The sequence below is a fragment of the Pseudomonas putida genome (genome assembly GCF_026625125.1).
Lineage (GTDB): Bacteria > Pseudomonadota > Gammaproteobacteria > Pseudomonadales > Pseudomonadaceae > Aquipseudomonas > Aquipseudomonas putida_X.
Genome location: NZ_CP113097.1, coordinates 5,258,627 through 5,283,640 on the forward strand (window position 1 = coordinate 5,258,627; position 25,014 = coordinate 5,283,640).

A 25,014-nucleotide genomic window follows, 5' to 3' on the forward strand; every position below is an offset into this window, starting at 1 on the left:
CAGGCTCCTATCAGGCGTTGCCTGGTTCGCTGTCGCCGTGTTCGGAATCGGACGGGCTTGGCAGGCGAACCGGACGGGCTGGAACCACGGTCGAAATCGCGTGCTTGTAGACCATCTGGCTGACAGTGTTTTTCAGCAACACCACGAACTGGTCGAACGATTCGATCGAGCCCTGCAGCTTGATCCCATTGACCAGATAGATCGAAACCGGGACCTTCTCTTTTCTCAAGGTGTTCAAGTAAGGGTCTTGTAGCGAATGCCCTTTTGACATATGCCGCACTCCTGTAAGGATAAATAGTAGAAAATCAGAAAAATCGATAAGTTAGGCCGCCCCTTCGCAAGAATAGACGGCAATCAGCAGGGACTCAGCTCAATATGGAGATGGCCCCAAGGTATTTCAAGGTGCGGGACAGATTGTCGCAGGCCAGGCTGTCGAGCCAGTGCACGTCGGACCAACCGCGCAACCAGGTGAACTGCCGCTTGGCCAGCTGGCGAGTAGCAATGATACCGCGTTCTCGCATCTCATTCTCAGTCAGCTTGCCGTCGAGGTAGTCCCAGACCTGCCGATACCCCACTGCCCGTATAGACGGCAGCCCGGCGTGCAAGTCACTTCTGGCTCGCAGCGATCGGACCTCGTCGACGAAGCCCTGTTCCAGCATCTGCGAAAATCGTAACGCAATTCGCTGATGCAAAATGTGACGATCTGTGGGAGCAATCGCCAAACTCGCGACAGTATAGGGCAAATGCCCACCAGCGCATGCGTCTGCGCCGCTACTTTCCGCGAATTGACGCTGGCGATGGGCTGTCATGCTCTCGCCACTCACCTGATAGACCTCCAGCGCACGGATCAGCCGCTGGGGGTCGTTGGGGTGGATGCGTGCGGCAGACTCCGGGTCCACTTCGGCGAGCTGGCGATGCAGCTCGGCCGAACCCAGCGCCTGCGCCTGGGCCTCGAGCGCGGCTCGCACCCCGGCATCGGCGGGCGGCATGTCCGCCAGGCCATCGATCAATGCCTTGTAATAGAGCATGGTGCCGCCTACCAGCAGCGGGACTTTGCCTCGCGCGGTGATCTCGGCCATGGCCTGAAGGGCATCGGTGCGAAACTGCGCAGCCGAGTAACTCTCGGCAGGGTCGCGAATATCGATAAGACGATGTGGATGAGCAGCCAAAACCTCTTTTGAGGGTTTGGCGCTGCCGATGTCCATGCCGCGATAGACCAGCGCCGAGTCGACGCTGATCAGCTCGCAGGGCAAGACCTTGGTCAGCTCGATGGCAAGGTCGGTCTTGCCGGCCGCCGTCGGGCCCATGAGGAATATTGCTGGGGGCTTGCCGCTCATGTCATCGACCGCGCAGGAAAAGTTTGTCCAGGTCGTCCAGGCCCATTTGGGTCCAGGTCGGTCGGCCATGGTTGCACTGGCCGCTACGCTCGGTGTTTTCCATGTCACGCAGTAGGGCGTTCATCTCAGCAATCGCCAAGCGCCGGTTGGCACGCACGGCACCGTGGCAGGCCATGGTACCGAGCAGTTCGTTCAGGTGCGCCTGAATGCGGTCGCTGGTGCCGTACTCCATAAGGTCGGCAAGCACATCCTGCACCAGGCGGTTGGCCTCGGCCTGCTTGAGCAGCGCAGGAATCTGGCGGATCGCCAGTGTCTCGGGGCCCAGGCGCTGCAACTCGAAGCCCAGACGCTGGAACCACTGGGCATGCTCCTCGGCGCAATCGGCCTCGCGCTGGCTAAGCGCCAGCGACTCGGGCACCAGCAGCGGCTGCCCACTCAATCCCTCGCTGGCCATCGCCACCTTGAGCCGCTCGTACATGATCCGCTCGTGGGCTGCGTGCATGTCCACCAGGACCAGGCCGGCAGCGTTCTCGGCGAGGATGTAGATGCCTTTGAGCTGAGCCAGGGCATAGCCTAATGGCGGGATGTCGCCCTGGCTCTGCGGCAACGACGCAGGCGCAGCGGCGTCATCGTTCAGTGGCTTGTAGAACTCGCGGTAGACCGCCTGGGCCTCGGCAGCGGGCAACGGCTGCGATGGGCGGGGGCTGTACTGATACTGGTAACCGGCGCCACTGCCGCCGTTGGAAATCGAATGCTGGGGCACCTGGGGCTGCTCGAGCACAGGCGAGGCCAGGCGCATCTCGCCTTGCGGGCCGAACTCGCCCGCCTGTAGCCCCGACGGGCGGACGACCTCGGCAGCGGCGGCCGGCGCCGAGGCCAGATGGTCTTCCGGGCGCACGTCGGCCAAGGCACGGTGCAGCGTGCCATAGAGAAAGTCGTGAACCGAACGCCCCTCACGGAAACGCACTTCGTGCTTGGTTGGGTGCACGTTGACGTCGACGCCGTTGGGCTCAAGCTCAAGGAACAGCACGAACGTCGGGTGACGGCCATTGAACAGGACGTCACGGTAAGCCTGACGCACCGCATGGGCTACCAGCTTGTCGCGCACCGCACGGCCGTTGACGAAAAAATACTGGAGGTCTGCCTGGCTGCGGGAGAACGTCGGCAGGCCGACCCAGCCCCACAGGCGCAGGCCGTTACGCTCGACATCGATCGGCAGCGCCTGCTCCATGAAGCCCCCGCCACAAATGGCGCCGACCCGCCGCGCACGGGCCGTTTCATCATGCGCTTCATGCAGGCTGAGGATGCTCTTGCCGTTGTGCCGCAGGTGGAAGGCCACATCGAAGCGGGCCAGGGCCAGGCGCCGGATGACTTCCTGCAGGTGGTCGAATTCGGTCTTCTCGGCCTTGAGAAACTTGCGACGGGCCGGGGTATTGAAGAACAGGTCTCGTACTTCCACCGAGGTGCCGACAGGATGCGCAGCAGGCTGCACTCGCGGGGTCATGTCGCGACCTTCGGTCTCGACCTGCCAGGCTTCGCTCGCATTGGCGGTGCGCGAGGTGAGCGTCAGGCGCGCCACCGAGCTGATCGAGGCCAGAGCCTCACCACGGAAGCCCAGGCTCAGCACCCCTTCAAGGTCTTCCAGCTCGCGGATCTTGCTGGTGGCATGCCGGGCCAGGGCCAATGGCAGGTCGTCGGCGGAAATACCGCTGCCGTCGTCACGTACCCGCAACAGTTTGACGCCGCCCTGCTCCACCTCGACATCGATGCGTCGGGCGCCGGAATCGAGACTGTTCTCCAACAACTCCTTGGCCACAGAAGCCGGGCGCTCGACCACCTCACCCGCGGCAATCTGGTTGGCCAGCCGCGGGCTTAGCAGCTGGATGCGTGAACCGCCGCTCATTGCTGCGAAGCCAGGGTCGTTGAGGGAATATTGAGGTGCTGGCCGACCTTCAGCTCATCACTCTTGAGGCTATTGGTATTGCGCAGGCTAGCCACGCTGACCTGGTAGCGCACGGCGAGCATCGCCAGGGTCTCACCTGGGCGCACCGTGTGTTCACGCGGCCCTTGGGCGATCTTGCCGCTGTCGCGCATCCAGGCGATGTAAGTGCCAGGCGGCGGGTTCTGCTGGAAGTACTGGCGCACACCGGTGTGGATCGACCGGGCCAATGCCTGCTGATGGCTGCGCGTGGCCAGCTTGGCAGCTTCATTGTTGTTGGAGATGAACCCGGTTTCGACCAGGATCGATGGAATGTCAGGCGACTTCAGCACCATGAAGCCCGCTTGCTCCACACGCTGTTTGTGCAGCGAGGTGATGCGGCCCATGTTGCCCAGCACTTTTTGCCCGACGTTGAGGCTGGAACTGAGCGTTGCAGTCATCGACAAGTCGAGCAGCACGCCTGCGAGCATGCGGTCTTTGTCGTCCAGGCTAACGTTACCCGCGCCACCGATCAGGTCGGAGCGGTTTTCCGCGTCGGCCAGCCAGCGGGCGGTCTCTGACGTAGCGCCACGGTCGGACAGGGCGAATACCGAGGCGCCGAAGGCAGCCCGCGAAGGTGCGGCGTCGGCGTGGATCGAAATGAACAGGTCGGCGCCTTTTTTGCGGGCAATCTCGGTGCGTTTGCGCAGCGGAATGAAGTAGTCACCAGTACGGGTCAGCTCGGCACGGTAGCCCTTCTCGGTATTGATCTGACGCTGCAGTTCCTTGGCGATCTGCAGCACGATGTCTTTCTCATGCTGGCCACGCGACCCCGAAGCCCCCGGGTCCTCACCGCCATGACCCGCGTCGATGGCGATTACGATGTCACGCTTGCCGCTGGGTACAGGTGGCAGTTTGATCGCGGGCTGGGCCGGGCTTACCGGTACCGCTGGCGTGGTCGCCGGGGTTTGCACAGGCGCAGGCGGTGCAGCAGGCGCCGAGGCGGCGATGGCATCGGCTTCCTGGTCGTACAGGTCGACGACCAGGCGGTTGCCGTACTGGGCGTTGGGTGCCAGGGTGAAGCTTTTGGGCGTGACCGACTTTTTCAGGTCGACCACCACGCGCAGATCGTTAGGCGTACGCTGGGCGGAGCGCACGTTGCTGATGGGTGTATTGGAGGTGGACACGTTCAACGGCGCCGCCAGTGTCGCGCCATTGATATCGATGACCAGGCGATCGGGTGCGCTGAGGGTGAAGACGCTATGCTGCACGGGGCCAGACAGGTCGAAGACCAGCCGCGTGTTGTCCGGTGCGCGCCACAGGCGCATGCTCTTGACTTGAGTGACGGCCATAGCGTCGACGGTCACCGCTGTCAGCAGCAGCCCAACTACAGCGACCAGTGCGCGTATGCGCATACCTACCCCACTTACTGTTTATAGTGTTTGGCCAGCGCAGTGCACCAGGCCTCGCCGCGAGCCCCCTGCGGCGAAAGGATCAGCGAGCGTCCGCCCGCTTGGGGGCTTATGGTAATGGTCAGGTCAGGCTTTGGCAAAACGCCCGCACCCTTTTCTGGCCATTCGAACAGGCACAGCGGATCTCCCTCGAAGTAGTCGCGAATGCCCATGAACTCCAGCTCTTCCGGATCGGCCAGGCGATACAGGTCGAAATGGAAGGCCCGTACGTCACCAATCTCGTAGGGCTCGACCACGGTGAAGGTCGGGCTTTTCACTGCACCAGTATGGCCCAAGCCACGAATAAGGCCACGGGACAGCGTCGTCTTGCCCGCACCCAGGTTCCCCTCGAGAAAGATGATGCCGCGACCACCGGTCACCTCGGCCAGTGATGCGCCGAATGTGACGGTGGCCTGTTCATCGGCCAGAAACAGGGTTATGCCAGACACGCAGAATGCTCCTCCAACAACTCACGAATGACCGGCGCCAGATCACTGGCCGCCAGGCCTCTACCTTTCACACCCAAACGCTCGCCGGCACAGGCGTGCAGCCACACCCCAAGACCTGCGGCGCACCAGGCATCCAGCCCTTGAGCCAACAACGCCGCCAGCACACCGGTGAGCACGTCACCCAAGCCGGCCCCCGCCATCGCCGGATGCCCGCGCTGGCACAGCGCCAACTGCCCCGATGGGTCCGCCACCAGGGTACCGGCGCCCTTGAGCACGCAAACACTGGCATAGCGGCGCGCCAGCTTGCGCGCCGCGCCCGCCCGGTCGGCCTGCACCGCCTCGGTTGAAATGCCCAGCAGACGCGCAGCCTCCCCCGGGTGCGGGGTGAGGATACTGCCACTGGGTAATGCCAGGGGCGTGCGCGCCAGCAAGTTGAGTGCATCGGCGTCCCACACTTGCGGCCGCTCGGCATTGGCGACAGCCGACAGCAGGCTGCGCCCCCAGGCGGCCTGGCCCAGCCCCGGGCCGACCACCAGCACCGAAGCGCGCTCCAGCACGCCCATCAGCTGGTTGGCCGAGCTCACGCCCAGGCACATCGCTTCGGGTACACGGGCAAGGGCTGGCGCAACGTGCTCGGGCCGCGTTGCCACACTTACCAGCCCAGCGCCGCAGCGCAGTGAGGCTTCGGCGCTCAGCAGCACTGCGCCACCGGTACCGAGGTCGCCGCCCACCACCAGCACATGGCCGAAGTCACCTTTATGGGCGTGCGGATGCCTGGTGGGCAGACGCGTGACGGTCACGCTGCTGAGCAGGAGCGGGGCATGGCTTGGGTGTTTGGTCTGCGGCATGGGGTCAAAGGCTCCAATGTCTGGCAGAATTATACGCACCTGAGCCCGTATTGCCTTGCCCATCCATGTCCGCTTGCACACTTGACCTCGCCGCCCTGGCCCAATCGATCAAAAATTGGGGCCGAGAACTCGGTTTTGCCCACGTCGGCATCGCCGGTGTGGACCTTGGCGAGCACGAACAGCACCTGCAGCGCTGGCTCGACGCAGGTTACCAGGGCGAGATGGAATACCTGGCCGCCCACGATGGCAAACGCGCCCACCCCGACCAGCTGATCCCTGGCACCGTGCGGGTGGTTTCGCTGCGCATGGACTACCTGCCCGGCGATACACAGATGGCGCAACGTTTGGCCCAGCCGGAAAAGGCCTACGTCTCGCGCTATGCCCTTGGCCGCGATTACCACAAGCTGGTGCGCAAACGCGTGCAGCACCTGGCCGATCGCATCCAGGAAGACATCGGCCCGTTCGGCTACCGGGCATTTGTCGACAGTGCCCCGGTGCTGGAGAAGGCCATTGCCGAACAGGCGGGGCTGGGCTGGATCGGCAAGAACACCCTGCTGCTCAACCGCAAGGCCGGTAGCTATTTCTTCTTGGCCGAACTTTTCGTCGACCTGCCGCTGCCGGTAGACGAGGCGCATGCCAGCGAGCATTGCGGGCGCTGCCAGGCGTGCCTGGACATCTGCCCGACCAAGGCCTTTGTCGGGCCCTATGTGCTGGATGCCAGGCGCTGCATTTCCTACCTGACCATCGAATTGAAAGGCGCCATTCCCGTGGAACTGCGCGCGATGATGGGCAATCGGGTGTTCGGTTGCGATGACTGCCAGATCGTCTGCCCGTGGAATCGTTTTGCACGACCCACCCAGGAAAACGACTTCCAGCCCAGGCATGGCCTGGAGAATGCCGAGCTGGCCGAGATGTTCATGTGGGATGAAAAGACATTTTTACGCAAGACCGAGGGCGGGCCGCTGCGGCGCGCCGGGTATGAGCGCTGGCTACGCAACCTGGCAGTGGGGCTGGGCAATGCGCCTTCGACGATTCCGGTACTGGAAGCCTTGAAGGCCCGCCGGGAAGACCCTTCGCAACTGGTGCGTGAACATGTGGAGTGGGCGCTGGCGCGGCATGGCATAACGTAGCCGGGGGCGCGAAGCAGCCTCAGGCGTTCACTGCTGGTCGTTGTAGTGAAACTTGGGCATTTCCCAATGGAAGCGGATCGCCAATAGCCGCACCAGGAACCCACCAAACAAGGTCAGCAGCATGGCCTGCTCTGCCGGCACCTTGAAATACACACAGCCCAGGTAGAACCACGCTGCGGCAAACGATACGCTGGCATACAGCTCGCGCCGGAACACCAGTGGGATGTCGTTGCAGAAAATATCCCTGAGGATCCCGCCGAACACCCCTGTAATGACGCCACTGATCGACGCCACCAACATGCCCTGCCCCATCTCGAGCGCAGTCATGCAGCCAATCAGGGTGAAAGCCACCAACCCCAAGGCATCCAGCACCAGGAACAGTGACCGCAGGCGGCGCATCATCGGTGCGATGAAAATCGTCAGCAGCGCGGCGAAGCTGGTCAGCACCAGGTATTCCGGATGCTTCACCCAAGTCAGTGGATAGTGCCCGAGCAGCACATCACGCACCGAGCCACCACCCAGTGCAGTCACGCAGGCGATCAGCACCACGCCAAACCAGTCCATACCGCGCCGCCCGGCGGACAGAGCGCCAGTCATGGCTTCGGCAGTGATGGCGATAAGGTAGAGCATCAACAACATGGCGCGGGTCCGTGCGGGAAAGGCGCGCAGTCTAACCAGTTGCCCAAGGCACCAAAAGAGGGCGCACGCACATTCTATGCGCCCACTTCCAACTCACACCTTGATGAAGTGCGTGCGGTAGTGGCGCAGTTCGGCGATCGACTCGCGGATATCGTCCAGCGCCAGGTGGGTGCTGCCCTTCTTGAAGCTGTCCCGCACGTCCGGTGCCCAGCGCGCAGCCAGCTCCTTGACTGTGGAGACATCGAGGTTGCGATAGTGGAAGTAGTTTTCCAGGCTGCGCATATGGCGATAGAGGAAGCGGCGGTCCTGGCAGATGCTGTTGCCACAGATCGGCGACTTGCCTTTGGGAACCCATTGCTCCAGGAAGGCGATGGTCTGCGCTTCGGCCTCGGCCATGCTGACCTTGCTTTCGCGTACACGCTGGGTCAACCCCGAGCCGCCGTGGGTGCGGGTATTCCACTCATCCATGCGCGCCAGCACTTCGTCACTGTGGTGGATGGCGATCACCGGCCCTTCGGCCAGCGTGTTCAGCTCGCTGTCAGTGACGATGGTGGCCATCTCGATGATGACGTCGGTGTCCGGGTCCAGGCCGGTCATTTCCAGATCGATCCAGATCAGGTTCTGTGGGTTCTGCATGAAGGGCTCCTCGTATAGGCCGTCATAGTAGCCTAGCGGCATGGGCCAGCGCATTCCCGGCGCAAAGGTAACCAGAATGGTCCGCCGCCCGTCGTGCTAAACTGCATGCCGCTTTCAATGCCCCACCACGGCTCTCTCACGCAACTCGCACGGAACACTAATGGCCAAACGCCAGCTCAATCGCCGCCAGAACTGGCGTATCGAAAAGATCCAGAACGAACGCGCCGCTCGCGCTGCCAAACGCGAGCAGCATGCGCTGCAGGAGCTGGAAGGGGGTGACCTGGGGCCGGAGCAACTGGGCCTGGTGATCGCTCACTTTGGCGTGCAGGTCGAGGTGGAGGCTCAGGACGGCGAGGCCGCAGGCCAGGTCGTGCGCTGCCACCTGCGCGCAAACCTGCCGGCGCTGGTCACCGGTGACCGCGTGGTCTGGCGTGCCGGCAACCAGGGCATTGGCGTAATCGTCGCGCAGATGCCGCGCAGCACCGAGCTGTGCCGGCCGAACAACCACGGTCAGCTCAAGCCGGTTGCCGCCAACGTCGACCTCATCGTCATCGTCTTTGCGCCAGCGCCCGAGCCGCATCCGAACCTGATCGACCGTTATCTGGTCGCCGCCGAGCACGCGGGCATCCGCCCACTGTTGCTGCTGAACAAAGCCGACCTGATCAATGACGAGAACGGCCCCGCACTCCATGCCTTGCTCGAGGTGTACCGCGACCTGGGCTACCCGTTGCTGGAGGTCTCTGCCCACCACGGCGACGGCATGCAGCGCCTGCAGCAGATGCTGGACGGCCATATCAGCGTGTTCGTCGGCCAGTCGGGTGTGGGCAAGTCTTCTCTGGTCAACAGCCTGCTGCCTGCTGCTGACACCCGGGTCGGCGACCTGTCCGAATGGTCGGGCCAAGGCACCCACACCACCACCACTGCGCGCCTTTACCACTTTCCCAATGGCGGCGACCTGATCGACTCGCCAGGCATCCGAGAGTTCGGCCTTGGCCATGTCAGCCGTGATGATGTGGAAGACGGCTTCATCGAGTTCCGCGACCTGTTCGGCACCTGCCGCTTTCGCGACTGCAAGCATGATCGCGAGCCAGGCTGTGCCCTGCTCAGGGCACTCGAAGATGGCCGTATCAAGCAGCAGCGCATGAACAGCTACCGCTCGATCATTGCCAGCCTGCCGGATGACAACTACTGATTCGTAGGAAATATTACCCGCCCTCGTAGGGCTCTTCCGGTTTCGCCGTCATCTATTGCCCCGCCTGCTGCTTTCCCTGATGGTCATGACTTCCTATCAGGGAGGGCAACCGCGATGCCGGTTTTAATCACTTACCGCCACGAAGAGCGGCTTGACGCCTTTATCCTCAATGAACGCCTGCTGCTCGAAAGCATTCCGACGCAGCTGGTCCTGTTCGACTGCCAAGGGCAGACCCGCGAAGATCTGTATGGCAACTTCTGCCGATCCATGGGCGATGCAACCCACTGGATTGGCCTTTTGTCCGAATGGGCCGCCGCCGACTGGTGGACACCCTGGCTGCTGGGGGCTGCAGTCATGAGCAGCCGCCGTGTCAGCCTTTATCAAAGCAACGGCGGCGCGCTACCGGAGTGTTTTGGCAGATGGCCGGTAATGCGCGAGCGCAAGCACATCGACCTGTTTGTGCGGGCCTATCACGATGAGTGCACGTTCACCCGTGCCATGACGTTACCCCCGGGACGCGGAAGCTGTGCCGACCGGGACAATGCAGATTTCTTTCATGCGGATCTGAAGGCCAAGATCCGGCGGGGGTTCTGATGCATTGGGGCCGCTGGGCGGCCCCTCCGTCACGGGTCCTTGGGCTCGTCCATCTTCAAGGTCCCTTCCTCGAAGATGTTCAGCTTCTGGCGCAGTTCACGCGGTTGCATGGGTGCATCCTGCGCAGCAGGTGCCGCCGGCGCATCTGGCGCAGCGCCGGCAGGCGGCGCTGGCTGGCTAGGCTGTGCAGGCGCCGTACCCTGCTCGCCCTCAATGTTGCGCTGGGCCTTCTTGGTCAGGACGATGATGTCGATACGGCGGTTTACCGGGTTGAAAGGGTCTTTGCGATCGAACAGCGAAGACGACGCATAACCCACTACCCGCGCGACCTGGTCATCCGGATAGCCACCGGCAACCAGCGCCCGCCGTGCGGCATTGGCGCGATTGGCCGACAGCTCCCAGTTGCCGAACTCTCCGCTGCCAGAATAAGGCTTGGCATCGGTGTGGCCACTGACGCTGATCTTGTTCGGCACGGCCTTGATGGTGTCGGCCATGGCCAGCAGAATGTCCTCGAAATACGGCTGCAGTCGGGCACTGCCGATATCGAACATCGGCCGGTTCTCGGCATCCATGATCTGGATGCGCAAGCCGTCCTGAGTGATCTCGAAGAGAATCTGGTCCTTGAATTTCTGCAGCTGCGGATTTTCCTCGACCTTGTTCTGCAGCTCCTGCAACAGCAGTTCGAGGCGTTCTCGCTCAACTTGATCAGCCATGGTCTCGACCTGATCCTGGTCCAACTGGATGCTGGTATCGGGCGTAGGCTCGGATTTTTCTTCCGGGTTGATGGTCTTTTCCGGCGCAAGCTGGGGCGAACCGCCAAGATCGATCACATAGGGCGTTCCGCTCTCGGAGAAACCGATCGGGTCCTTGAAGTAACCGGCAATGGCGATCTTCTGCTCGGGCGTGGCGGTGGACAGCAGCCACAGCACCAGGAAGAACGCCATCATCGCCGTGGCGAAGTCAGCGAAAGCGATCTTCCAGGCGCCGCCATGGTGGCCACCACCGTAGCGCTTGACGCGCTTGATGATTATCGGCTGATTGTTTTCCATGACTCAGCGACCGCGAACGGCTTGTTCCAGCTCGGCAAAGCTCGGGCGATGCTTCGGATACAGCACCTTGCGCCCGAATTCAACGGCCAGCGAAGGTGGCATGCCAGAAGCAGACGCGACCAGCGAAGCCTTGATCGACTCATAGAGGTTGAGCTCTTCCTTGGCATCGTGCTCCAGGCACTTGGCCAGCGGCCCAAAGAAACCATAGGCTGCAAGGATACCGAAGAAGGTACCGACCAGCGCCGCGCCGACGTGCAGGCCGATCGAGGCCTGGTCGCCCTCGCCCAGAGACGCCATGGTCACCACGATGCCCAGTACCGCTGCGACGATACCGAAACCGGGCATGCCGTCGGCAATGCCGTTGACCGCATGCGACGGGTGCTCGAGCTCTTCCTTCATGCTCAGCAGCTCCATGTCGAACAAGCCTTCGAGTTCGTGGGGTGCCATGTTGCCGGTGGACATGATGCGCAGGTAGTCGCAGATGAAGGCGGTCATGCGTTCATCACCCAGCACCGCTGGGTATTTGGCAAAGATCGGGCTGGCTGCGGCGTCTTCGATGTCGCTCTCGATCGCCATCATGCCTTCGCGACGGCTCTTGTTGAGGATTTCGTACACCAGGCCCAGCACTTCCAGGTAGAAGGTGTGGGTGAAGCGCGTGCCGAACATCTTCAGCGACTTCTTGACTACATGCATGGTCATGTAACCAGGGTTGGCCTGCATGAAGGCGCCAAAGGCTGCACCGCCGATGATCAGCACTTCGAACGGCTGGATCAGTGCCGCGATCTTGCCGTGGGAGAGTACATATCCGCCGAGCACGCTCGCGAATACGACGATGATGCCGATAATTTTAGCCATAGGTTCAAAGCACTTGCTGTCGTGGTCAGGATGAGGGACGGGAGCTTTAAAACTCTTCTTCTACTTATCGGCAGAACTGCGCCAGACTATAGCCACTCAAAGCGAAAAGCCAGTTCGGACTGATGTCAAAATGCCAATGGAATCCAAGGTGCCCACTCAGAATCCGCGTACGCTAGAGGCCTGGGTAAAGCTGCTGGACGGTATTCGTGTACCGGTGCCGAAGCAGAGTTATGACCGGGTCATGAGCGCTATCAACGATAGCCGCCGTTCGCTTCGCGATATCGCCGAACTGATGCAGGACAGCCCGGCCCTGGTGCTATCGGTGATGCGCGAGGCCAATCATCCCGCCAATGCCAGCCAGGCAGAGCCCGCCGAAAGCCTGGAAATCGCCCTGAACAGGCTGGGCCTGGCACGCAGCAGGGAATTGCTTACCCGCCTGCCGGCGCTGCCGGACGAGGACATCCCGCCGGTGCTGCGCCAGTTCCTGCTGATCAGCCAACATGCTTCGCAGCAGGCCAGCGGCCTGTTCGCCAGCCGCCTTGCACGGCTGTGGCAGGAAATTCACTGGGGTAGCCTGCTGTTCCTCTCGCCGCTATGGCCGTTGGCCTTGGCCTACCCCAAGCTGCTGGACGCGTGGGAACTGCGGGTTATCCACAAGGGCGAAGAGGCGCAAGAGGTCGAGCTCGAACTGTTTGGCGTGCGCATCCTGGCGCTATGCCAAGCCATGGCCGAACACTGGCGCCTGTCGCAATGGGTCACCCAGGGTTACCGCATGCTTCTTGAAGAGCGTGAGCAACTGGGGCAGATACTGAGCATCGCCCGCGACCAAGACCTGCTTAGCCAGCAGCACCGCCTGGATGAGGCGCCGGCACTGAGCCGCTGGTTCAACCAGCCGGCCAATACCGTGCTGCTGGCCAACAACCTGGCGCTGGCGGCACAGGTAGGCTGGGACAACCCGCACCTGCTGCGCTGGCAATTGCTTACCGCGCTGTACCTGCAGACCACACTGGAGGACGTGCAACAGCAAGTTCACCAACAGGCCGCCGCCAGTGCCCGCCGGCACGCCAGGCATGCCCTGTTCCACCCTGCCGAGGCCTTGATCTGGCCCTGGCACCAGCGTCGCCCGCACCCAGACATGCTGACACCGCCACCGCCTTCCAGCGAGGCGCTCGGCCATTGGCGCACGCTGTGCCAAGCGCTGTTGGCACAGCCCAGCCCCTTCACCAATGCCGTGCACCTGGCTACCCACGCCCGCGAAGCACTGTTGGCCTGCGGCATGCAGCGCATCATGCTGCTGACCCTGGACAAGGCCAGTGACTACCTGCGCGTACAGCAAACGGCCGGTTTGCCCAAGGAGGCGGCAACCATCGCCCTGCCCGTCACGCAGAGCAAGCTGTTGCAGAAACTGGTCGGCCAGGCCGCCCAGCTGCGCCTGTCGCCAGACAACCATGCGCAGTTCGCGGCCCTGCTGCCCGCCCCATTGCGGGCATTCTTCCGTGGCGAACACTTGTTGCTGCGTTCGCTGGCCGTGAACAACCAGGTGCTGATGCTGGCAGTGGCCGACCAAGGCGGTAAACCGATGGCAGATGTCAGCGTTCAAGCATTCGGTAAAACCGCGCAATGTATCGAGCGCGCCCTTGCGGCGTTTGCCAACCGCAATGCCTGACCCTTGCGCTACAATCGCCCCTCTTTCCACACTGGAGACCGTGGATGACTGATTTTGCCGGACTACCGCTGGTGATCGAGCCTGCGGACCTGCTTGCGCGCCTGGCGTCCCCCCAGCTGATCCTGGTCGACCTGAGTAGCGCCAACCGCTACGTCAGCGGTCATATCCCCGGCGCCCGCTTCGTCGAAGGCAAGCGCACCCAGCTGGGGCTGCCGCCCGCGCCGGGGCTTTTGCCGGCCATTGGCGAGCTGGAAAAACTGTTCAGCGAACTCGGCCACCGGGACGATGCGGTGTACGTGGTGTACGACGATGAGGGCGGCGGCTGGGCCGGGCGCTTCATCTGGCTGCTCGACGTCATCGGCCACAAGGCCTGCCATTACCTCAATGGCGGCATCCAGGCCTGGCCGGCGGACAAGCTCTCGACCGAGGTGCCGCCGCCCGCCTCCGTACCGGTACGCCTGCAGCTGCATGGCGAACCGACTGCTACCCGCGAATACCTGCAAAGCCGCCTGGGCGCCGATGACCTGGTGATCTGGGATGCCCGCGGCCCGCAAGAATTCTCCGGTGAAAAGGTCCTGGCAGCCAAAGGCGGCCATATACCCGGCGCGATCAACTTCGAATGGACGGCAGGCATGGACCTCAACGACCACCTGCGCATCCGCAAGGACATTGCCCAAGTCCTCCAGCAACTGGGCATCACCCCTGACAAGGAGGTGATCACCCATTGCCAGTCCCACCGCCGCTCCGGCTTTACCTACCTGGTGGCCAAAGCCCTCGGCTACCCACGCGTCAAGGCCTATGCCGGCTCGTGGAGCGAATGGGGCAACCATCCGGACACGCCTGTAGAAGTTTAAGGAACCTGCATGAAATCCCGTCTGTTCATCATCAGCCAGTACCTGCTGCCGCACCATCTGCTGTCGCGGCTGGCCGGCTGCGTCGCCGAGTGCCGCGCACGCTGGTTCAAGAATGCCTTCACCGCCTGGTTCGCCAAGCGCTACCAGGTGAACATGAGCGAGGCACTGGTCGAAGACCTCACCGCCTACGAGCACTTCAATGCCTTCTTCACCCGGGCCCTCAAGCCGGGTGCACGTCCGCTGGACGAAACGCCGGGGGCCATTCTCTGCCCGGCCGATGGTGCTGTTAGCCAGCTGGGCCCGATCGAACACGGTCGCATCTTCCAGGCAAAGGGCCACAGCTTCAGCGCCCTGGAGCTGCTCGGCGGCGACCCGGCCCTGGCCGCCCCGTTCATGGGTGGCGAATTCGCAACCATCTACCTGTCGCCGAAGGACTACCACCGCGTGCACATGCCGCTGGCCGGTACCCTGCGCGAAATGGTCTATGTGCCAGGTCGCCTGTTCTCGGTGAACCAGACCACTGCAGAAAACGTCCCTGAGTTGTTTGCCCGCAATGAGCGTGTGGTGTGCCTGTTCGACACCGAGCGCGGGCCGATGGCCGTGGTGCTGGTGGGAGCGATGATCGTTGCCTCGATCGAAACCGTGTGGGCCGGCCTGGTCACCCCGCCTAAGCGCGAACTTAAAACCTTCCGTTATGACGAAGGCAGCCGTGCGCCGATCCATCTGGAGAAGGGTGCGGAACTGGGCCGCTTCAAGCTGGGCTCCACGGCTATCGTGCTGTTCGGGCCGGAGCAGGTGAAGTGGGCTGAAACCCTGGGTGCCGGTTCGGCAACGCGCATGGGTGAGCTGTTGGCGGTTCCCGCGCAGGCTTGATTCTGCCCAAAACCAAAAGGCCCTGCATGGCTGTAGCCATGCAGGGCCTTTTTGTCAGCGAGGTTTGTGTCAGCCCCGCGCGTCGCGGTCGCGCAGCCCCAGCAGGTAGAGCACGCCGTCCAACCCAAGGGTCGAGATGGCCTGTTTGGCCGATTGACGTACCAGCGGCTTGGCGCGGAAGGCGACGCCCAGACCGGCCAGCGACAGCATCGGCAGGTCGTTGGCACCGTCGCCTACGGCAATGGTCTGCTCCAGTTGCAGGCCCTCTTCGCTCGCCAACTGCTGCAGCAGCTCTGCCTTGCGCTGGGCATCGACGATGGGCTCGACCGCCACGCCGGTCACCTTGCCATCAACCACTTCCAGTTCGTTGGCGAACACATAATCGATGCCCAGGCGCGCCTGCACCTGCTTGGCAAAGTAGGTGAATCCACCCGAGAGGATCGCAGTCTTGTAGCCCATGCGCTTGAGCTCGGCGAACAGGTTCTCGGCACCTTCGGTGAGGCGCAGTGAAGCACCGATCTGGTCCAGCACACCAACGTCCAGGCCCTTGAGCAGCGCCATGCGCTCCTTGAAGCTGGCACGAAAGTCCAGTTCGCCGCGCATTGCCCGCTCGGTGATCGCCGCCACCTGCTCGCCGACGCCGGCAGCCTTGGCCAGTTCATCGATGACTTCGGCTTCGATCAGGGTCGAATCCATGTCGAACACCGCCAGGCGGCGGTTGCGACGGAACAGGTCGTCCTTCTGGAAGGCGATATCGATGTTCAACGCTTCGGACAAGGCAAAGAAGTCGGCACGCAGGGCCTGGGCATCGCTTGGCTCTCCGCGCACGGAAATTTCCAGGGCAGCTTTGCCATGCTCACTCTGCACGCCCAGCGCAACACGCGCAGACAACCGCTCGATACGCTCGATGGTCAGGCCGTACTGGCTGATGACTGCACTGACACGCTGCAGTTGCTGCGGGGTGATCTTGCGGCTGAGAACGGTAGCGATATAGCGGGCTTCGCCCTGGCCATCGGCCCAGTGCTGGTAATCAGACTCGGAAATCGGCGTGTAGCGGGCCTGCAGGTTCAGCTCATGGGCCTTGGACTGCACGCTCTGCAACAGGCTGGTGGCCACTTCGTTGTCCGGAATATCGACCAGAATGCCGAACGACAGGGTGCCATGCATGACAGCCAGGCCGATGTCGAGAATGTTCACACCGCCCTGGAGGAGGACGCCGGTGATGGCGGCAGTGAGACCCGGGCGGTCCTCACCGGTGATGTTGATCAGAACGATTTCGCGCACAACCTGGCTCCGACTTCGATGAAAAATGCGCATTCTACCGATTTTCCGTGACCATCGGGCGCCAACGATACTTTGCCGACAAAACTCGGGTCGCTATACTGCGCAGCACTTTCATGCCATTAAGAGCCGCGCTCTGTGAACCGGCCCACGCCCGTCAAACCAGACAACTTCTTCCTCATGATCTTCCGTGCCCTGCGCCAACGTCGCGTTCCCCTGGCACTGCGCATCGCCAGCACCAACATTTTCTTGGTGGCGCTGGCGCTGGTGATCTATGCCTGCGTGATGGGTCTGCAGTTCAAGCAGGCCATGCACGAGCAGGCGGACGCCCTTGGCCAGAGCCTGACCACCCAGACAGCCACATCGGCGACCGAGCTGCTGGTGTCCAACGACATCCTCAGCCTCAACGTGCTGTTGGGCAACCTGGTGAAGAACCCGCTGGTGGCCCACGCGGCGATATACAGCGTGGACAACCGCATCCTGGCAGAAGCCGGGCAGCGCCCACGCAACAGCCTGCTGGGTGAGGCCGAAGGCCTGTACCAGACCAAGATCACCTTCCAGGACGTGACGGCCGGGCAACTGCGCATCAGCCTGGACATGAGCCAGTTCCAGCAGCCGATGCTGATCAGCCTGCAGAGCATGGGCATCCTGGCCGCGATCCTGCTGGCCCTGGCACTGAGCCTGAGCCTGCGCCAAGGCCGCCACATCACCCTGCCGCTGCTGCAACTGCGCGTATGGCTGCGTGACCCGCACCCCTACACCCCGGCGATCGATCGTCAGGATGAGATCGGCGATATCGCCCGTCAGCTGCATGCGCGCCTGGCCCCGCCGCCGCCTCCAGAGCCTGAACCGGAGGAATATGAAGATGAAGACGACTTCGACGATCTGCACGATGCCCCTGCGCCGGTCAAAGCTGCGCCACGGGCCAAGGCTGCTGCTCAGGTAGACGACGAAGACGACGATGAAGCCTTTGCCGGCCTGCTGGACCACGAAGAAAGCGCGCCGAAGGCCGCAGCAGTCGAGTCCGACGAGCCGCAGAGCACTGCGGTGCTGGCCGTTCAGCTAGGATCGCAGGAGCAACTGCGCCGGCTGCCGCGCACCCGCCTGACCGAGTTGCTGGAGCGCTACCGCGACTGCCTGGAGCAGGCCGCATCGCTGTACGATGGCGAAACCCACACGCTCAACGACGGCAGCACGCTGGTGCTGTTCCACAGCCGCGACTGCGGCGAGGATTACCTGACCAATGCAATCTGCTGCGGCGAGCTGCTGCGCGCACTCGGCCACGCCCTGCAGATCGAGGTCGCCGACAGCGGCATCACCCTGCAACTGCAACTGGGCCTGGCCTTGGGCGATGACTTGCAGGGGCTGGAGCAGGTCGACCTGCTGATGACCGAAAAAGCCCAGGACGCCCTGGCGCTCTCCCAGCACAGCCGCAACCTACTGCTGGTGGAGCGGCAGATCAGTGACGACTCGCTGATTCGCCAGCGTGCGCGCATCCGGCCAATTGCCAGCCCTGAAGGGGCCTGCTGTGTCGAACGCTTGATGGAGCCCTACCCCTCAATGCTGGAGCGGCAGTTGGCGCGGATGCACGAACGCAGGGCGTGATACCGAGTGCCCTGATCTCACACCCATGAAAAAGCCCGCACATGTGCGGGCTTTTGTGTATCCGGGGTAAGCATCAGAACCGATAGACTTCCATATCGGTCCGAATAGGCGAAGCCATAGGGATCTTTGACTTCTCCGGTGCTTTCTTGACCTGAACCGGCGCTGCAGGTTTTTTGCGCGACTCTTCAGCGATCGCTGGCTGGTTGGCCAAAGGTTTGACTGCAGCGCTCAACTGTTCTGCCAGCTTCTGCAACAACTGCCCCTGGGCCTGTACCTGCGAAGACTCGCTGCCTTCGTGCGGCTGCTCGAGGTGCACGATCCGGTTGTCACGCACATTCCCGCGACGGTCCAGCAAACGCCATTGGGCGTCGAGGATAGCCGGCTGGTTCTTGCCCGAGTCCAGACGAGTGATCGACAGCAATACCTGTACGTCAGGCGAGAAGCCACTGCTGGCCGGTGCCAGGACCACCCGCTGGCTGTCCAGGCGCCAGGCTAGCTGACGCACCAACAGTTGGTCGATGTCTGCCGACAGGCTACCGGCCCAACGACCGTCCGTCGCCGAACTCAGGCTGCCATCCGGCTGGCGCTGCAAAAAGGTTTCACGCTGCAGGTAATCGGCGACCGACACCGGGCCGAGCACCACGGCCATGCCCGCACTCTGCGAAGGCTGGCCAGGGTCACCGCTGTCGAGCTGATACAGGGCAACCGGCTGATGCATGCTGCATCCGCTCAGCCCCAGCAGGCCCGTCATCAACAGCGCAAATGGAAGGCGCAGAAATTTCATTCATCCCATCCAGGCGGTCGCCACAAGCTAACCGCATTGATACTCATATAGATTCAATCGGGCACACGGCCACGCCGGCACCACAGGGGCACTATCATCCGCGAAATGTCGGCCCGACTCCAGCATTTCTGCCTGGAACGGCGCTGAAATTGCCGCCCCAGACATTTCTGCGGGTTACGCCGGACTTTCCACCTGCAAACCGTCAACGCGCTGGAACCCGCGTGGCAGCTTGCTACCCCGCCGCCCGCGCTCGCCCTTGTAATGCTCGAGGTCGTCCGGCTTCAAAGACAGGGTACGCTTGCCAGCTTGCAATACAAGGGTGGCGCCCTCGGGGATCACCGCCAGATCTGTAACATATTCTTCACGGCTGGCGACCCGATCACCGGGCACACCGATAATCTTGTTGCCCTTGCCTTTGCCCAGTTGCGGCAGGTCGGCGACCTTGAATACCAGCAAGCGACCTTCGGTGGTCACGGCCGCCAGCCAATCCTGTTCACGGTTCGCCACAGGGCGCGGGCCGATGACCTTGGCCCCGTTAGGCAGGCTGAGCAACCCTTTGCCGGCCTTGTTCTTGGCCTGCAGATCCTCACCTTTGACCACAAAGCCGTAACCGGCATCCGATGCCACAACGTACAGCGCATCATCGTCCGGCAGCAGCACGCATTCGAAGGTAGCCCCCGGCGGCGGCGTCAGGCGACCGGTCAGCGGCTCACCCTGGCCACGCGCCGATGGCAAGGTATGCGCAGCCACCGAGTAGCTGCGCCCGGTGGAATCGATGAGCACGGCAAACTGGTTGGAGCGCCCCGCTGCTGCAGCCTTGAAGCCATCGCCCGCTTTGTACGAGAGGCCGGTTGCATCGATGTCGTGGCCTTTGGCGCAACGCACCCAGCCTTTTTCCGACAGCACGACGGTGACAGGCTCCGTCGGCATCAGCTCGTTTTCCGACAGTGCCTTGGCTTCGGCGCGCGCGACGATGGGCGACCGGCGGTCGTCGCCGTAAGTCTCCGCATCCTTGATCAGTTCGCTGCGTACCAGCTTGCGTAGCTTGGCATCGCTGCCGAGCAGGGCCAGCAGCTTGGCCTGCTCCTTGAGCAATTCGTCCTGCTCACCGCGGATTTTCATCTCCTCCAGACGCGCCAGCTGGCGCAGGCGGGTCTCGAGGATGTAGTCGGCCTGGATTTCGGTGAGGTCGAAACGAGCGATCAATGCCTGCTTGGGATGCTCCTCGGTACGGATGATGTGGATGACTTCATCGAGATTGAGGAACGCAGTGAGCAAGCCTTCCAACAGGTGAAGGCGCCGCTCGACCTTCTCCAGGCGGTGCTGCAGGCGACGACGAACGGTACCGATGCGGTACTGCAGCCACTCCAGAAGCAAGGCACGCAGGTTCTTGAGCTGCGGCCGCCCGTCCAGGCCGATGATATTGACGTTGACCCGATAGCTGCTTTCCAGCTCGGTAGTGGCGAACAGGTGCTGCATCAGTTCGTCGGCATCCACGCGGTTGGAGCGTGGGATGATCACGATACGGCAGGGGTTTTCATGGTCCGATTCGTCACGCAGGTCAGCGACCATGGGCAGCTTCTTCGCCTGCATCTGCGCGGCGATCTGCTCCAGCACCTTGGCCCCGGAGACCTGGTGCGGCAACGCAGTGACGACAATGTCGCCGTCCTCGACCCGGTATACGGCGCGCATGCGGATCGAACCGCGGCCGCTTTCGTAGATCTTGAGGATCTCGGCACGCGGCGTGATGATTTCAGCTTCGGTCGGGTAGTCCGGCCCCTGGATGTGTTCACACAGCTGCTCGAGGGTGGCCTTGGGCTCGTCGAGCAGGCGCACACAGGCACTGGCCACTTCGCGCAGGTTGTGTGGCGGCACGTCGGTGGCCATGCCGACGGCAATGCCGGTGGTGCCGTTGAGCAGGATGTTCGGTAACCGTGCCGGCAGTACCGCAGGCTCCTGCAGGGTACCGTCGAAGTTGGGCACCCAGTCCACGGTGCCCTGGCCCAGTTCGCTGAGCAGCACCTCGGAATAGCGCGACAGGCGCGCTTCGGTGTAACGCATCGCCGCGAACGACTTCGGATCGTCCGGCGCACCCCAGTTACCCTGGCCATCGACCAGCGTGTAGCGGTAGCTGAACGGCTGCGCCATCAGCACCATGGCTTCGTAGCAGGCCGAATCGCCGTGGGGGTGGAATTTACCGAGCACGTCGCCGACGGTACGCGCCGACTTCTTGTGCTTGGCATCAGCATCGAGCCCCAACTCGCTCATGGCATAGACGATGCGTCGTTGCACAGGCTTGAGGCCGTCGCCGATGTGCGGCAAGGCCCGGTCCATGATCACGTACATGGAATAGTTGAGGTAGGCCTGTTCGGTGAAGTCAGCCAGCGAACGGCGTTCGACGCCGTCAAGGCTGAGTTCCAGTGAGTCGCTCATGCGGGCCTCGTCATTTCAGGTTCTGGCGCAGCAGCATGGTGCCGCCGCGCTGGGTAAATTCAAGTTGTTTCAGAGCGCTCATGCCGAGCAGCACCGTTTGCCCATCCAGCCCCGGCACCACCAGGGCGCGCACGCCCTGCAGGCGGATATCCCCAAGCTGCAGGCTGTCCAGTCGCGTGCGGTAACCTTCGGTGCGACCGTTGGCGGTGCTGAGGATGACCGGGCTGCCACGTTGCAGGCTCAGGTCACGGGCCAGCGCTTCGGGGATCGCCACGTCGGTGGCGCCGGTATCGAGCATGAAATGCACAGCTTTGCCGTTGATCGCGCCATCTGCCACGAAATGGCCCTGGCCATTGCCCAGCAGACGCACCTCGATGAAGCCTTCGCCGTGCTCGGACTGCACCTGGGTATTGGGGTTACGCTCGCGCGCCTCCCACTCACCGAAAAACCGCGTCGCGAGGAACATCGCCGCCGCCCAGGCGACGATCATCAGTACCCTGCCCGCACGCTTGCCCGGTGGCTGGCTCATGGTGTGGCGCTCCACCCGCCCTGCGGTGCGGCGAAGCGCCAGACGACCGGGCGGTTTTCACCATCGGCGCGATCCGCGTTGTTGTTGTCCAGACCGATCCAGGCGCCCTTGGCATCGATCACCAACGCTTCGGCCAGGCCGAACGGCTGATCGTAGCGGCGCTCGGGCACCAGAGCATCGGCGGCGAATGACCAGCAGCGCTCGACCTCGCCGTTGTCGGCATGGCGCCGGCACACGCGGTATGCATTGCGTTCTAGGGTGAACAGCTTGCCCTCGAACCAGGCCAGGTCAGCAAAATCACGCGAACGCGCACGGGCCTCCGGCATTTGTGGCGGTTGCATCTCGACCCCGGCTTCACTGAGCAGTACGCAACTGCGTCCGCACGTCCATACCGACTGCTGCCGTTCTATCTTGACCAAGCCCCGGCGCTCACGCTCGGCCGCAAGCCACAGGCGATCACCGGCCGGGTTGATCGCCAGGCCTTCGAACAGGGCATTGAAGTTCAGCAGCATGCCACTGGCCCGTGCCTGGCGAATCATCGCTGGGTCAACCCTGAGCCAGGCAGGTGCGCCTACGACCGGCAATTGCAGCACGGCCACATGCGCTTCGCTGACCAGGTAGATGTTACCAGCCTGATCGCAAGTGATGCCTTCGTAATCAAACTGCCCGCCACGAATGAACGACACCGCCCAGTTGCGCGACTTCAGCCCCCAAGGCAAACCGCTGTCCGGCACCGGGGGTGGGGAGAACGTCAAAGGCTGGGCGCGCCATACCTGATTGTGCGGGTCGAAGCGGTAGATACGGTCATCATCGCGATCCGAAACGCCCCACAACGCACCCCGACAAAAAGCCAGCCCGGAGAGATTGCCGCCGCGCATGCCGTCGATCGGATGCTCGGATGTCAGCTTCAGCTCCGGCCAGTCGCCAGCCAGGCTTTGCAGCGCGACCAGCGTAAGGAAAACCGCGACAAACGAACGAATCAAACCAGAACCTCGGCCAGATTGCCTTTGGTCTCCAGCCAGTTCTTGCGATCGCCCGCACGTTTCTTGGCCAACAGCATATCCATGATTTCGGTCGTGCCCTGCAGGTCATCCAGGGTCAGCTGGACCAGGCGCCGGGTGTTAGGGTCCATGGTTGTTTCGCGCAACTGCGGTGGGTTCATTTCGCCCAGCCCTTTGAATCGGGTGACCTGCGGCTTGCCACGCTTTTTCTCGGCCACCAGGCGGTCGAGAATGCCGTCGCGCTCAGCCTCATCGAGGGCGTAGTAGATTTCCTTGCCCAGGTCGATACGGTACAGCGGCGGCATGGCAACGTAGACGTGGCCTGCTTCGACCAACGGACGGAAGTGCTGAACGAACAGCGCGCACAGCAGGGTAGCGATGTGCAGGCCGTCGGAGTCGGCGTCGGCAAGGATGCAGATCTTGCCATAGCGCAGCTGCGACAGGTCGGCGGCGCCCGGGTCGACACCGATGGCCACGGCAATGTTGTGCACTTCCTGGCTGGCCAGCACCTCACCACCGTCCACTTCCCAGGTGTTGAGGATCTTGCCGCGCAGCGGCAGGATCGCCTGGAACTCCTTGTCACGCGCCTGTTTGGCAGAACCACCGGCCGAATCACCCTCGACCAGGAACAGCTCGGCCCGCATTGGGTCCTGGCCTGCGCAATCGGCCAGCTTGCCCGGCAGCGCAGGGCCCTGAGTGACGCGCTTGCGCTCGACTTTCTTGCTGGCCTTGAGGCGGCGGCCGGCGTTGCTGATGGCCAGTTCCGCCAGTTGCATGCCCAGTTCGGGGTGTGCATTGAGCCACAGGCTGAAGGCGTCCTTGACCACGCCCGAGACGAATGCTGCAGCCTCGCGGGACGACAGACGCTCTTTGGTCTGCCCGGAGAACTGTGGCTCTTGCATCTTCATCGAGAGCACGAACGTGATGCGTTCCCAAACGTCTTCTGGCGCCAGCTTGACCCCGCGCGGCAACAGGTTGCGGAACTCGCAGAACTCGCGCATGGCATCGAGCAGGCCCTGCCGCAAGCCGTTCACGTGGGTACCGCCCTGGGCGGTGGGGATCAGGTTGACGTAGCTTTCCTGAACACTGTCACCGCCTTCGGGCAGCCACAGCAAGGCCCAGTCCACGGCTTCCTTGTTGCCAGCCAGGCTGCCGCAAAAGGGCTCGTCCGGCAGGCGCTGGAACTCACTGACCGAGTCGACCAGGTAGGAACGCAGGCCATCCTCGTAGTGCCATTCGACCTTCTCGCCGCTGGCCTTGTCCTCGAAGCTTACCAACAGCCCTGGGCACAGTACGGCCTTGGCCTTGAGCACGTGCTTGAGGCGGCTGATGGAAAACTTGGGTGAATCGAAGTACTTCGGGTCGGGGCTGAAGTACACACTGGTGCCGGTATTGCGCTTGCCGACAGTACCGACCACTTCCAGCTCGCTGGCTTTGAAGCCATCGGCAAAGGTCATCTGGTATTCGTTGCCGTCCCGCTTGACGCGCACGCGCACCTGGGTCGACAAGGCATTGACCACCGAGATGCCGACGCCGTGCAAGCCCCCGGAGAATTGGTAGTTCTTGTTGGAGAACTTGCCGCCGGCATGCAGCTTGGTGAGGATCAACTCGACCCCCGATACACCCTCTTCGGGGTGGATATCCACCGGCATGCCGCGGCCGTCATCGCTGACTTCCAGCGAGTGGTCGGCATGAAGGATGACCTGCACCGAACGGGCGTGGCCAGCCAGGGCTTCGTCGACACTGTTGTCGATGACTTCCTGGGCCAGGTGGTTGGGCCGGCTGGTATCGGTGTACATGCCCGGCCGTTTACGGACCGGGTCAAGGCCCGAGAGGACTTCGATGGCGTCTGCGTTATAGGCGCTAGCGCTGGGGTTGGCCATGGGTTCT

General features: G+C 62.8%; 23 protein-coding genes. 7 read left to right on the top strand and 16 right to left on the bottom strand.

Annotated features, from left to right (window positions below; translation table 11 throughout):
• Nucleotides 1-10 precede the first annotated feature (10 nt).
• The 6 genes from hfq to OSW16_RS24230 all read right to left on the bottom strand — a co-directional run bounded on the left by hfq (nucleotide 11) and on the right by OSW16_RS24230 (nucleotide 6,003).
• Nucleotides 11-271: an RNA chaperone Hfq gene (hfq, locus tag OSW16_RS24205; protein WP_003258160.1), complete on the bottom strand. Its 261-nt coding sequence runs from the start codon at nucleotides 269-271 to the stop codon at nucleotides 11-13.
• Between the two features lie 94 nt (nucleotides 272-365).
• Nucleotides 366-1,337, bottom strand: a complete 972-nt coding sequence (gene miaA, locus OSW16_RS24210; protein ID WP_241806247.1) for a tRNA (adenosine(37)-N6)-dimethylallyltransferase MiaA — start codon at nucleotides 1,335-1,337, stop codon at nucleotides 366-368.
• Between the two features lies 1 nt (nucleotide 1,338).
• The gene (gene mutL / locus OSW16_RS24215) at nucleotides 1,339-3,240 is read right to left on the bottom strand and encodes a DNA mismatch repair endonuclease MutL (protein WP_267819109.1); all 1,902 of its coding nucleotides are present in this window, start codon (nucleotides 3,238-3,240) and stop codon (nucleotides 1,339-1,341) included.
• Nucleotides 3,237-4,670: an N-acetylmuramoyl-L-alanine amidase gene (locus tag OSW16_RS24220; RefSeq protein WP_267819111.1), complete on the bottom strand. Its 1,434-nt coding sequence runs from the start codon at nucleotides 4,668-4,670 to the stop codon at nucleotides 3,237-3,239. The genes mutL and OSW16_RS24220 overlap by 4 nt, the downstream gene beginning before the upstream one ends.
• Nucleotides 4,671-4,681: 11 nt before the next feature.
• Nucleotides 4,682-5,155: a tRNA (adenosine(37)-N6)-threonylcarbamoyltransferase complex ATPase subunit type 1 TsaE gene (tsaE, locus tag OSW16_RS24225; RefSeq protein WP_267819113.1), complete on the bottom strand. Its 474-nt coding sequence runs from the start codon at nucleotides 5,153-5,155 to the stop codon at nucleotides 4,682-4,684.
• A complete protein-coding gene (locus OSW16_RS24230) occupies nucleotides 5,143-6,003 on the bottom strand; it encodes an NAD(P)H-hydrate dehydratase (RefSeq protein WP_267819115.1) in 861 nt (286 codons plus the stop codon). The genes tsaE and OSW16_RS24230 overlap by 13 nt, the downstream gene beginning before the upstream one ends.
• 65 nt (nucleotides 6,004-6,068) lie before the next feature.
• Between OSW16_RS24230 and queG the strand changes: the two genes are divergently transcribed.
• Nucleotides 6,069-7,133: a tRNA epoxyqueuosine(34) reductase QueG gene (gene queG, locus OSW16_RS24235; protein WP_241806252.1), complete on the top strand. Its 1,065-nt coding sequence runs from the start codon at nucleotides 6,069-6,071 to the stop codon at nucleotides 7,131-7,133.
• Between the two features lie 27 nt (nucleotides 7,134-7,160).
• On the opposite strand, the gene OSW16_RS24240 is transcribed toward queG, so the two are convergent.
• Nucleotides 7,161-7,772, bottom strand: coding sequence for a trimeric intracellular cation channel family protein (locus OSW16_RS24240; RefSeq protein ID WP_003249516.1), 612 nt, complete (start codon nucleotides 7,770-7,772; stop codon nucleotides 7,161-7,163).
• Between the two features lie 93 nt (nucleotides 7,773-7,865).
• Entirely contained in the window at nucleotides 7,866-8,408 is a 543-nt protein-coding gene (orn, locus tag OSW16_RS24245) for an oligoribonuclease (RefSeq protein ID WP_241806253.1), read from the bottom strand.
• A 160-nt stretch (nucleotides 8,409-8,568) separates the two neighbouring features.
• Here orn and rsgA point away from each other — a divergent pair, with 160 nt between their 5' ends.
• Nucleotides 8,569-9,600: a small ribosomal subunit biogenesis GTPase RsgA gene (rsgA, locus tag OSW16_RS24250; RefSeq protein WP_241806254.1), complete on the top strand. Its 1,032-nt coding sequence runs from the start codon at nucleotides 8,569-8,571 to the stop codon at nucleotides 9,598-9,600.
• A 114-nt stretch (nucleotides 9,601-9,714) separates the two neighbouring features.
• Nucleotides 9,715-10,194, top strand: coding sequence for a molecular chaperone Tir (locus OSW16_RS24255; RefSeq protein WP_267819118.1), 480 nt, complete (start codon nucleotides 9,715-9,717; stop codon nucleotides 10,192-10,194).
• A gap of 29 nt (nucleotides 10,195-10,223) precedes the next feature.
• On the opposite strand, the gene motB is transcribed toward OSW16_RS24255, so the two are convergent.
• Together motB and motA are read right to left on the bottom strand one after the other, a co-directional pair.
• Nucleotides 10,224-11,243: a flagellar motor protein MotB gene (gene motB / locus OSW16_RS24260; protein WP_267819120.1), complete on the bottom strand. Its 1,020-nt coding sequence runs from the start codon at nucleotides 11,241-11,243 to the stop codon at nucleotides 10,224-10,226.
• A gap of 3 nt (nucleotides 11,244-11,246) precedes the next feature.
• A complete protein-coding gene (motA, locus tag OSW16_RS24265; protein ID WP_267819122.1) occupies nucleotides 11,247-12,098 on the bottom strand; it encodes a flagellar motor stator protein MotA in 852 nt (283 codons plus the stop codon).
• Between the two features lie 130 nt (nucleotides 12,099-12,228).
• On the opposite strand from motA, the gene OSW16_RS24270 reads away from it, so the two are divergent.
• Genes OSW16_RS24270 through asd form a run of 3 tightly spaced genes read left to right on the top strand, consistent with a single transcriptional unit; the run spans nucleotide 12,229 to nucleotide 15,491 of the window.
• Entirely contained in the window at nucleotides 12,229-13,764 is a 1,536-nt protein-coding gene (locus OSW16_RS24270) for an HDOD domain-containing protein (RefSeq protein ID WP_267819124.1), read from the top strand.
• 44 nt (nucleotides 13,765-13,808) lie between these two features.
• Nucleotides 13,809-14,618: a rhodanese-like domain-containing protein gene (locus OSW16_RS24275; protein WP_267819126.1), complete on the top strand. Its 810-nt coding sequence runs from the start codon at nucleotides 13,809-13,811 to the stop codon at nucleotides 14,616-14,618.
• Nucleotides 14,619-14,627: 9 nt separating this feature from the next.
• Complete coding sequence (gene asd / locus OSW16_RS24280) at nucleotides 14,628-15,491, top strand: archaetidylserine decarboxylase (protein WP_267819128.1); 864 nt, start codon at nucleotides 14,628-14,630, stop codon at nucleotides 15,489-15,491.
• A gap of 69 nt (nucleotides 15,492-15,560) precedes the next feature.
• Here asd and serB read toward each other — a convergent pair whose 3' ends face one another.
• Nucleotides 15,561-16,775 (bottom strand): phosphoserine phosphatase SerB, encoded by a 1,215-nt coding sequence (gene serB / locus OSW16_RS24285; protein ID WP_241806261.1) that lies wholly within the window; start codon nucleotides 16,773-16,775, stop codon nucleotides 15,561-15,563.
• Nucleotides 16,776-16,910: 135 nt separating this feature from the next.
• Between serB and OSW16_RS24290 the strand changes: the two genes are divergently transcribed.
• Nucleotides 16,911-18,377, top strand: coding sequence for an AhpA/YtjB family protein (locus tag OSW16_RS24290; protein ID WP_267819130.1), 1,467 nt, complete (start codon nucleotides 16,911-16,913; stop codon nucleotides 18,375-18,377).
• A 73-nt stretch (nucleotides 18,378-18,450) separates the two neighbouring features.
• On the opposite strand, the gene OSW16_RS24295 is transcribed toward OSW16_RS24290, so the two are convergent.
• From OSW16_RS24295 to parE, 5 genes are all read right to left on the bottom strand, one after another.
• Complete coding sequence (locus OSW16_RS24295) at nucleotides 18,451-19,161, bottom strand: PqiC family protein (RefSeq protein ID WP_241806263.1); 711 nt, start codon at nucleotides 19,159-19,161, stop codon at nucleotides 18,451-18,453.
• A 174-nt stretch (nucleotides 19,162-19,335) separates the two neighbouring features.
• Nucleotides 19,336-21,594, bottom strand: coding sequence for a DNA topoisomerase IV subunit A (gene parC / locus OSW16_RS24300; protein ID WP_267819132.1), 2,259 nt, complete (start codon nucleotides 21,592-21,594; stop codon nucleotides 19,336-19,338).
• A 10-nt stretch (nucleotides 21,595-21,604) separates the two neighbouring features.
• The gene (locus OSW16_RS24305; protein ID WP_046788114.1) at nucleotides 21,605-22,123 is read right to left on the bottom strand and encodes a retropepsin-like aspartic protease family protein; all 519 of its coding nucleotides are present in this window, start codon (nucleotides 22,121-22,123) and stop codon (nucleotides 21,605-21,607) included.
• Nucleotides 22,120-23,106 (bottom strand): esterase-like activity of phytase family protein, encoded by a 987-nt coding sequence (locus tag OSW16_RS24310; RefSeq protein WP_267819135.1) that lies wholly within the window; start codon nucleotides 23,104-23,106, stop codon nucleotides 22,120-22,122. Before OSW16_RS24310 ends, OSW16_RS24305 begins: the two co-directional genes overlap by 4 nt.
• The gene (parE, locus tag OSW16_RS24315) at nucleotides 23,103-25,007 is read right to left on the bottom strand and encodes a DNA topoisomerase IV subunit B (RefSeq protein ID WP_012316499.1); all 1,905 of its coding nucleotides are present in this window, start codon (nucleotides 25,005-25,007) and stop codon (nucleotides 23,103-23,105) included. Before parE ends, OSW16_RS24310 begins: the two co-directional genes overlap by 4 nt.
• Nucleotides 25,008-25,014: the final 7 nt, after the last annotated feature.

Bases quoted from the DNA above. Each gene is read 5' to 3' on its own strand.
- mutL (WP_267819109.1), bottom strand. From the start codon at position 3,240: ATGAGCGGCGGTTCACGCATCCAGCTGCTAAGCCCGCGGCTGGCCAAC.
- parC (WP_267819132.1), bottom strand. From the start codon at position 21,594: ATGAGCGACTCACTGGAACTCAGCCTTGACGGCGTCGAACGCCGTTCG.
- rsgA (WP_241806254.1), top strand. From the start codon at position 8,569: ATGGCCAAACGCCAGCTCAATCGCCGCCAGAACTGGCGTATCGAAAAG.
- OSW16_RS24230 (WP_267819115.1), bottom strand. From the start codon at position 6,003: ATGCCGCAGACCAAACACCCAAGCCATGCCCCGCTCCTGCTCAGCAGC.
- hfq (WP_003258160.1), bottom strand. From the start codon at position 271: ATGTCAAAAGGGCATTCGCTACAAGACCCTTACTTGAACACCTTGAGA.
- OSW16_RS24240 (WP_003249516.1), bottom strand. From the start codon at position 7,772: ATGTTGTTGATGCTCTACCTTATCGCCATCACTGCCGAAGCCATGACT.
- miaA (WP_241806247.1), bottom strand. From the start codon at position 1,337: ATGAGCGGCAAGCCCCCAGCAATATTCCTCATGGGCCCGACGGCGGCC.
- OSW16_RS24295 (WP_241806263.1), bottom strand. From the start codon at position 19,161: ATGAAATTTCTGCGCCTTCCATTTGCGCTGTTGATGACGGGCCTGCTG.
- motB (WP_267819120.1), bottom strand. From the start codon at position 11,243: ATGGAAAACAATCAGCCGATAATCATCAAGCGCGTCAAGCGCTACGGT.
- motA (WP_267819122.1), bottom strand. From the start codon at position 12,098: ATGGCTAAAATTATCGGCATCATCGTCGTATTCGCGAGCGTGCTCGGC.
- OSW16_RS24270 (WP_267819124.1), top strand. From the start codon at position 12,229: ATGCCAATGGAATCCAAGGTGCCCACTCAGAATCCGCGTACGCTAGAG.
- parE (WP_012316499.1), bottom strand. From the start codon at position 25,007: ATGGCCAACCCCAGCGCTAGCGCCTATAACGCAGACGCCATCGAAGTC.
- orn (WP_241806253.1), bottom strand. From the start codon at position 8,408: ATGCAGAACCCACAGAACCTGATCTGGATCGATCTGGAAATGACCGGC.
- OSW16_RS24255 (WP_267819118.1), top strand. From the start codon at position 9,715: ATGCCGGTTTTAATCACTTACCGCCACGAAGAGCGGCTTGACGCCTTT.
- asd (WP_267819128.1), top strand. From the start codon at position 14,628: ATGAAATCCCGTCTGTTCATCATCAGCCAGTACCTGCTGCCGCACCAT.
- queG (WP_241806252.1), top strand. From the start codon at position 6,069: ATGTCCGCTTGCACACTTGACCTCGCCGCCCTGGCCCAATCGATCAAA.
- OSW16_RS24305 (WP_046788114.1), bottom strand. From the start codon at position 22,123: ATGAGCCAGCCACCGGGCAAGCGTGCGGGCAGGGTACTGATGATCGTC.
- OSW16_RS24220 (WP_267819111.1), bottom strand. From the start codon at position 4,670: ATGCGCATACGCGCACTGGTCGCTGTAGTTGGGCTGCTGCTGACAGCG.
- OSW16_RS24275 (WP_267819126.1), top strand. From the start codon at position 13,809: ATGACTGATTTTGCCGGACTACCGCTGGTGATCGAGCCTGCGGACCTG.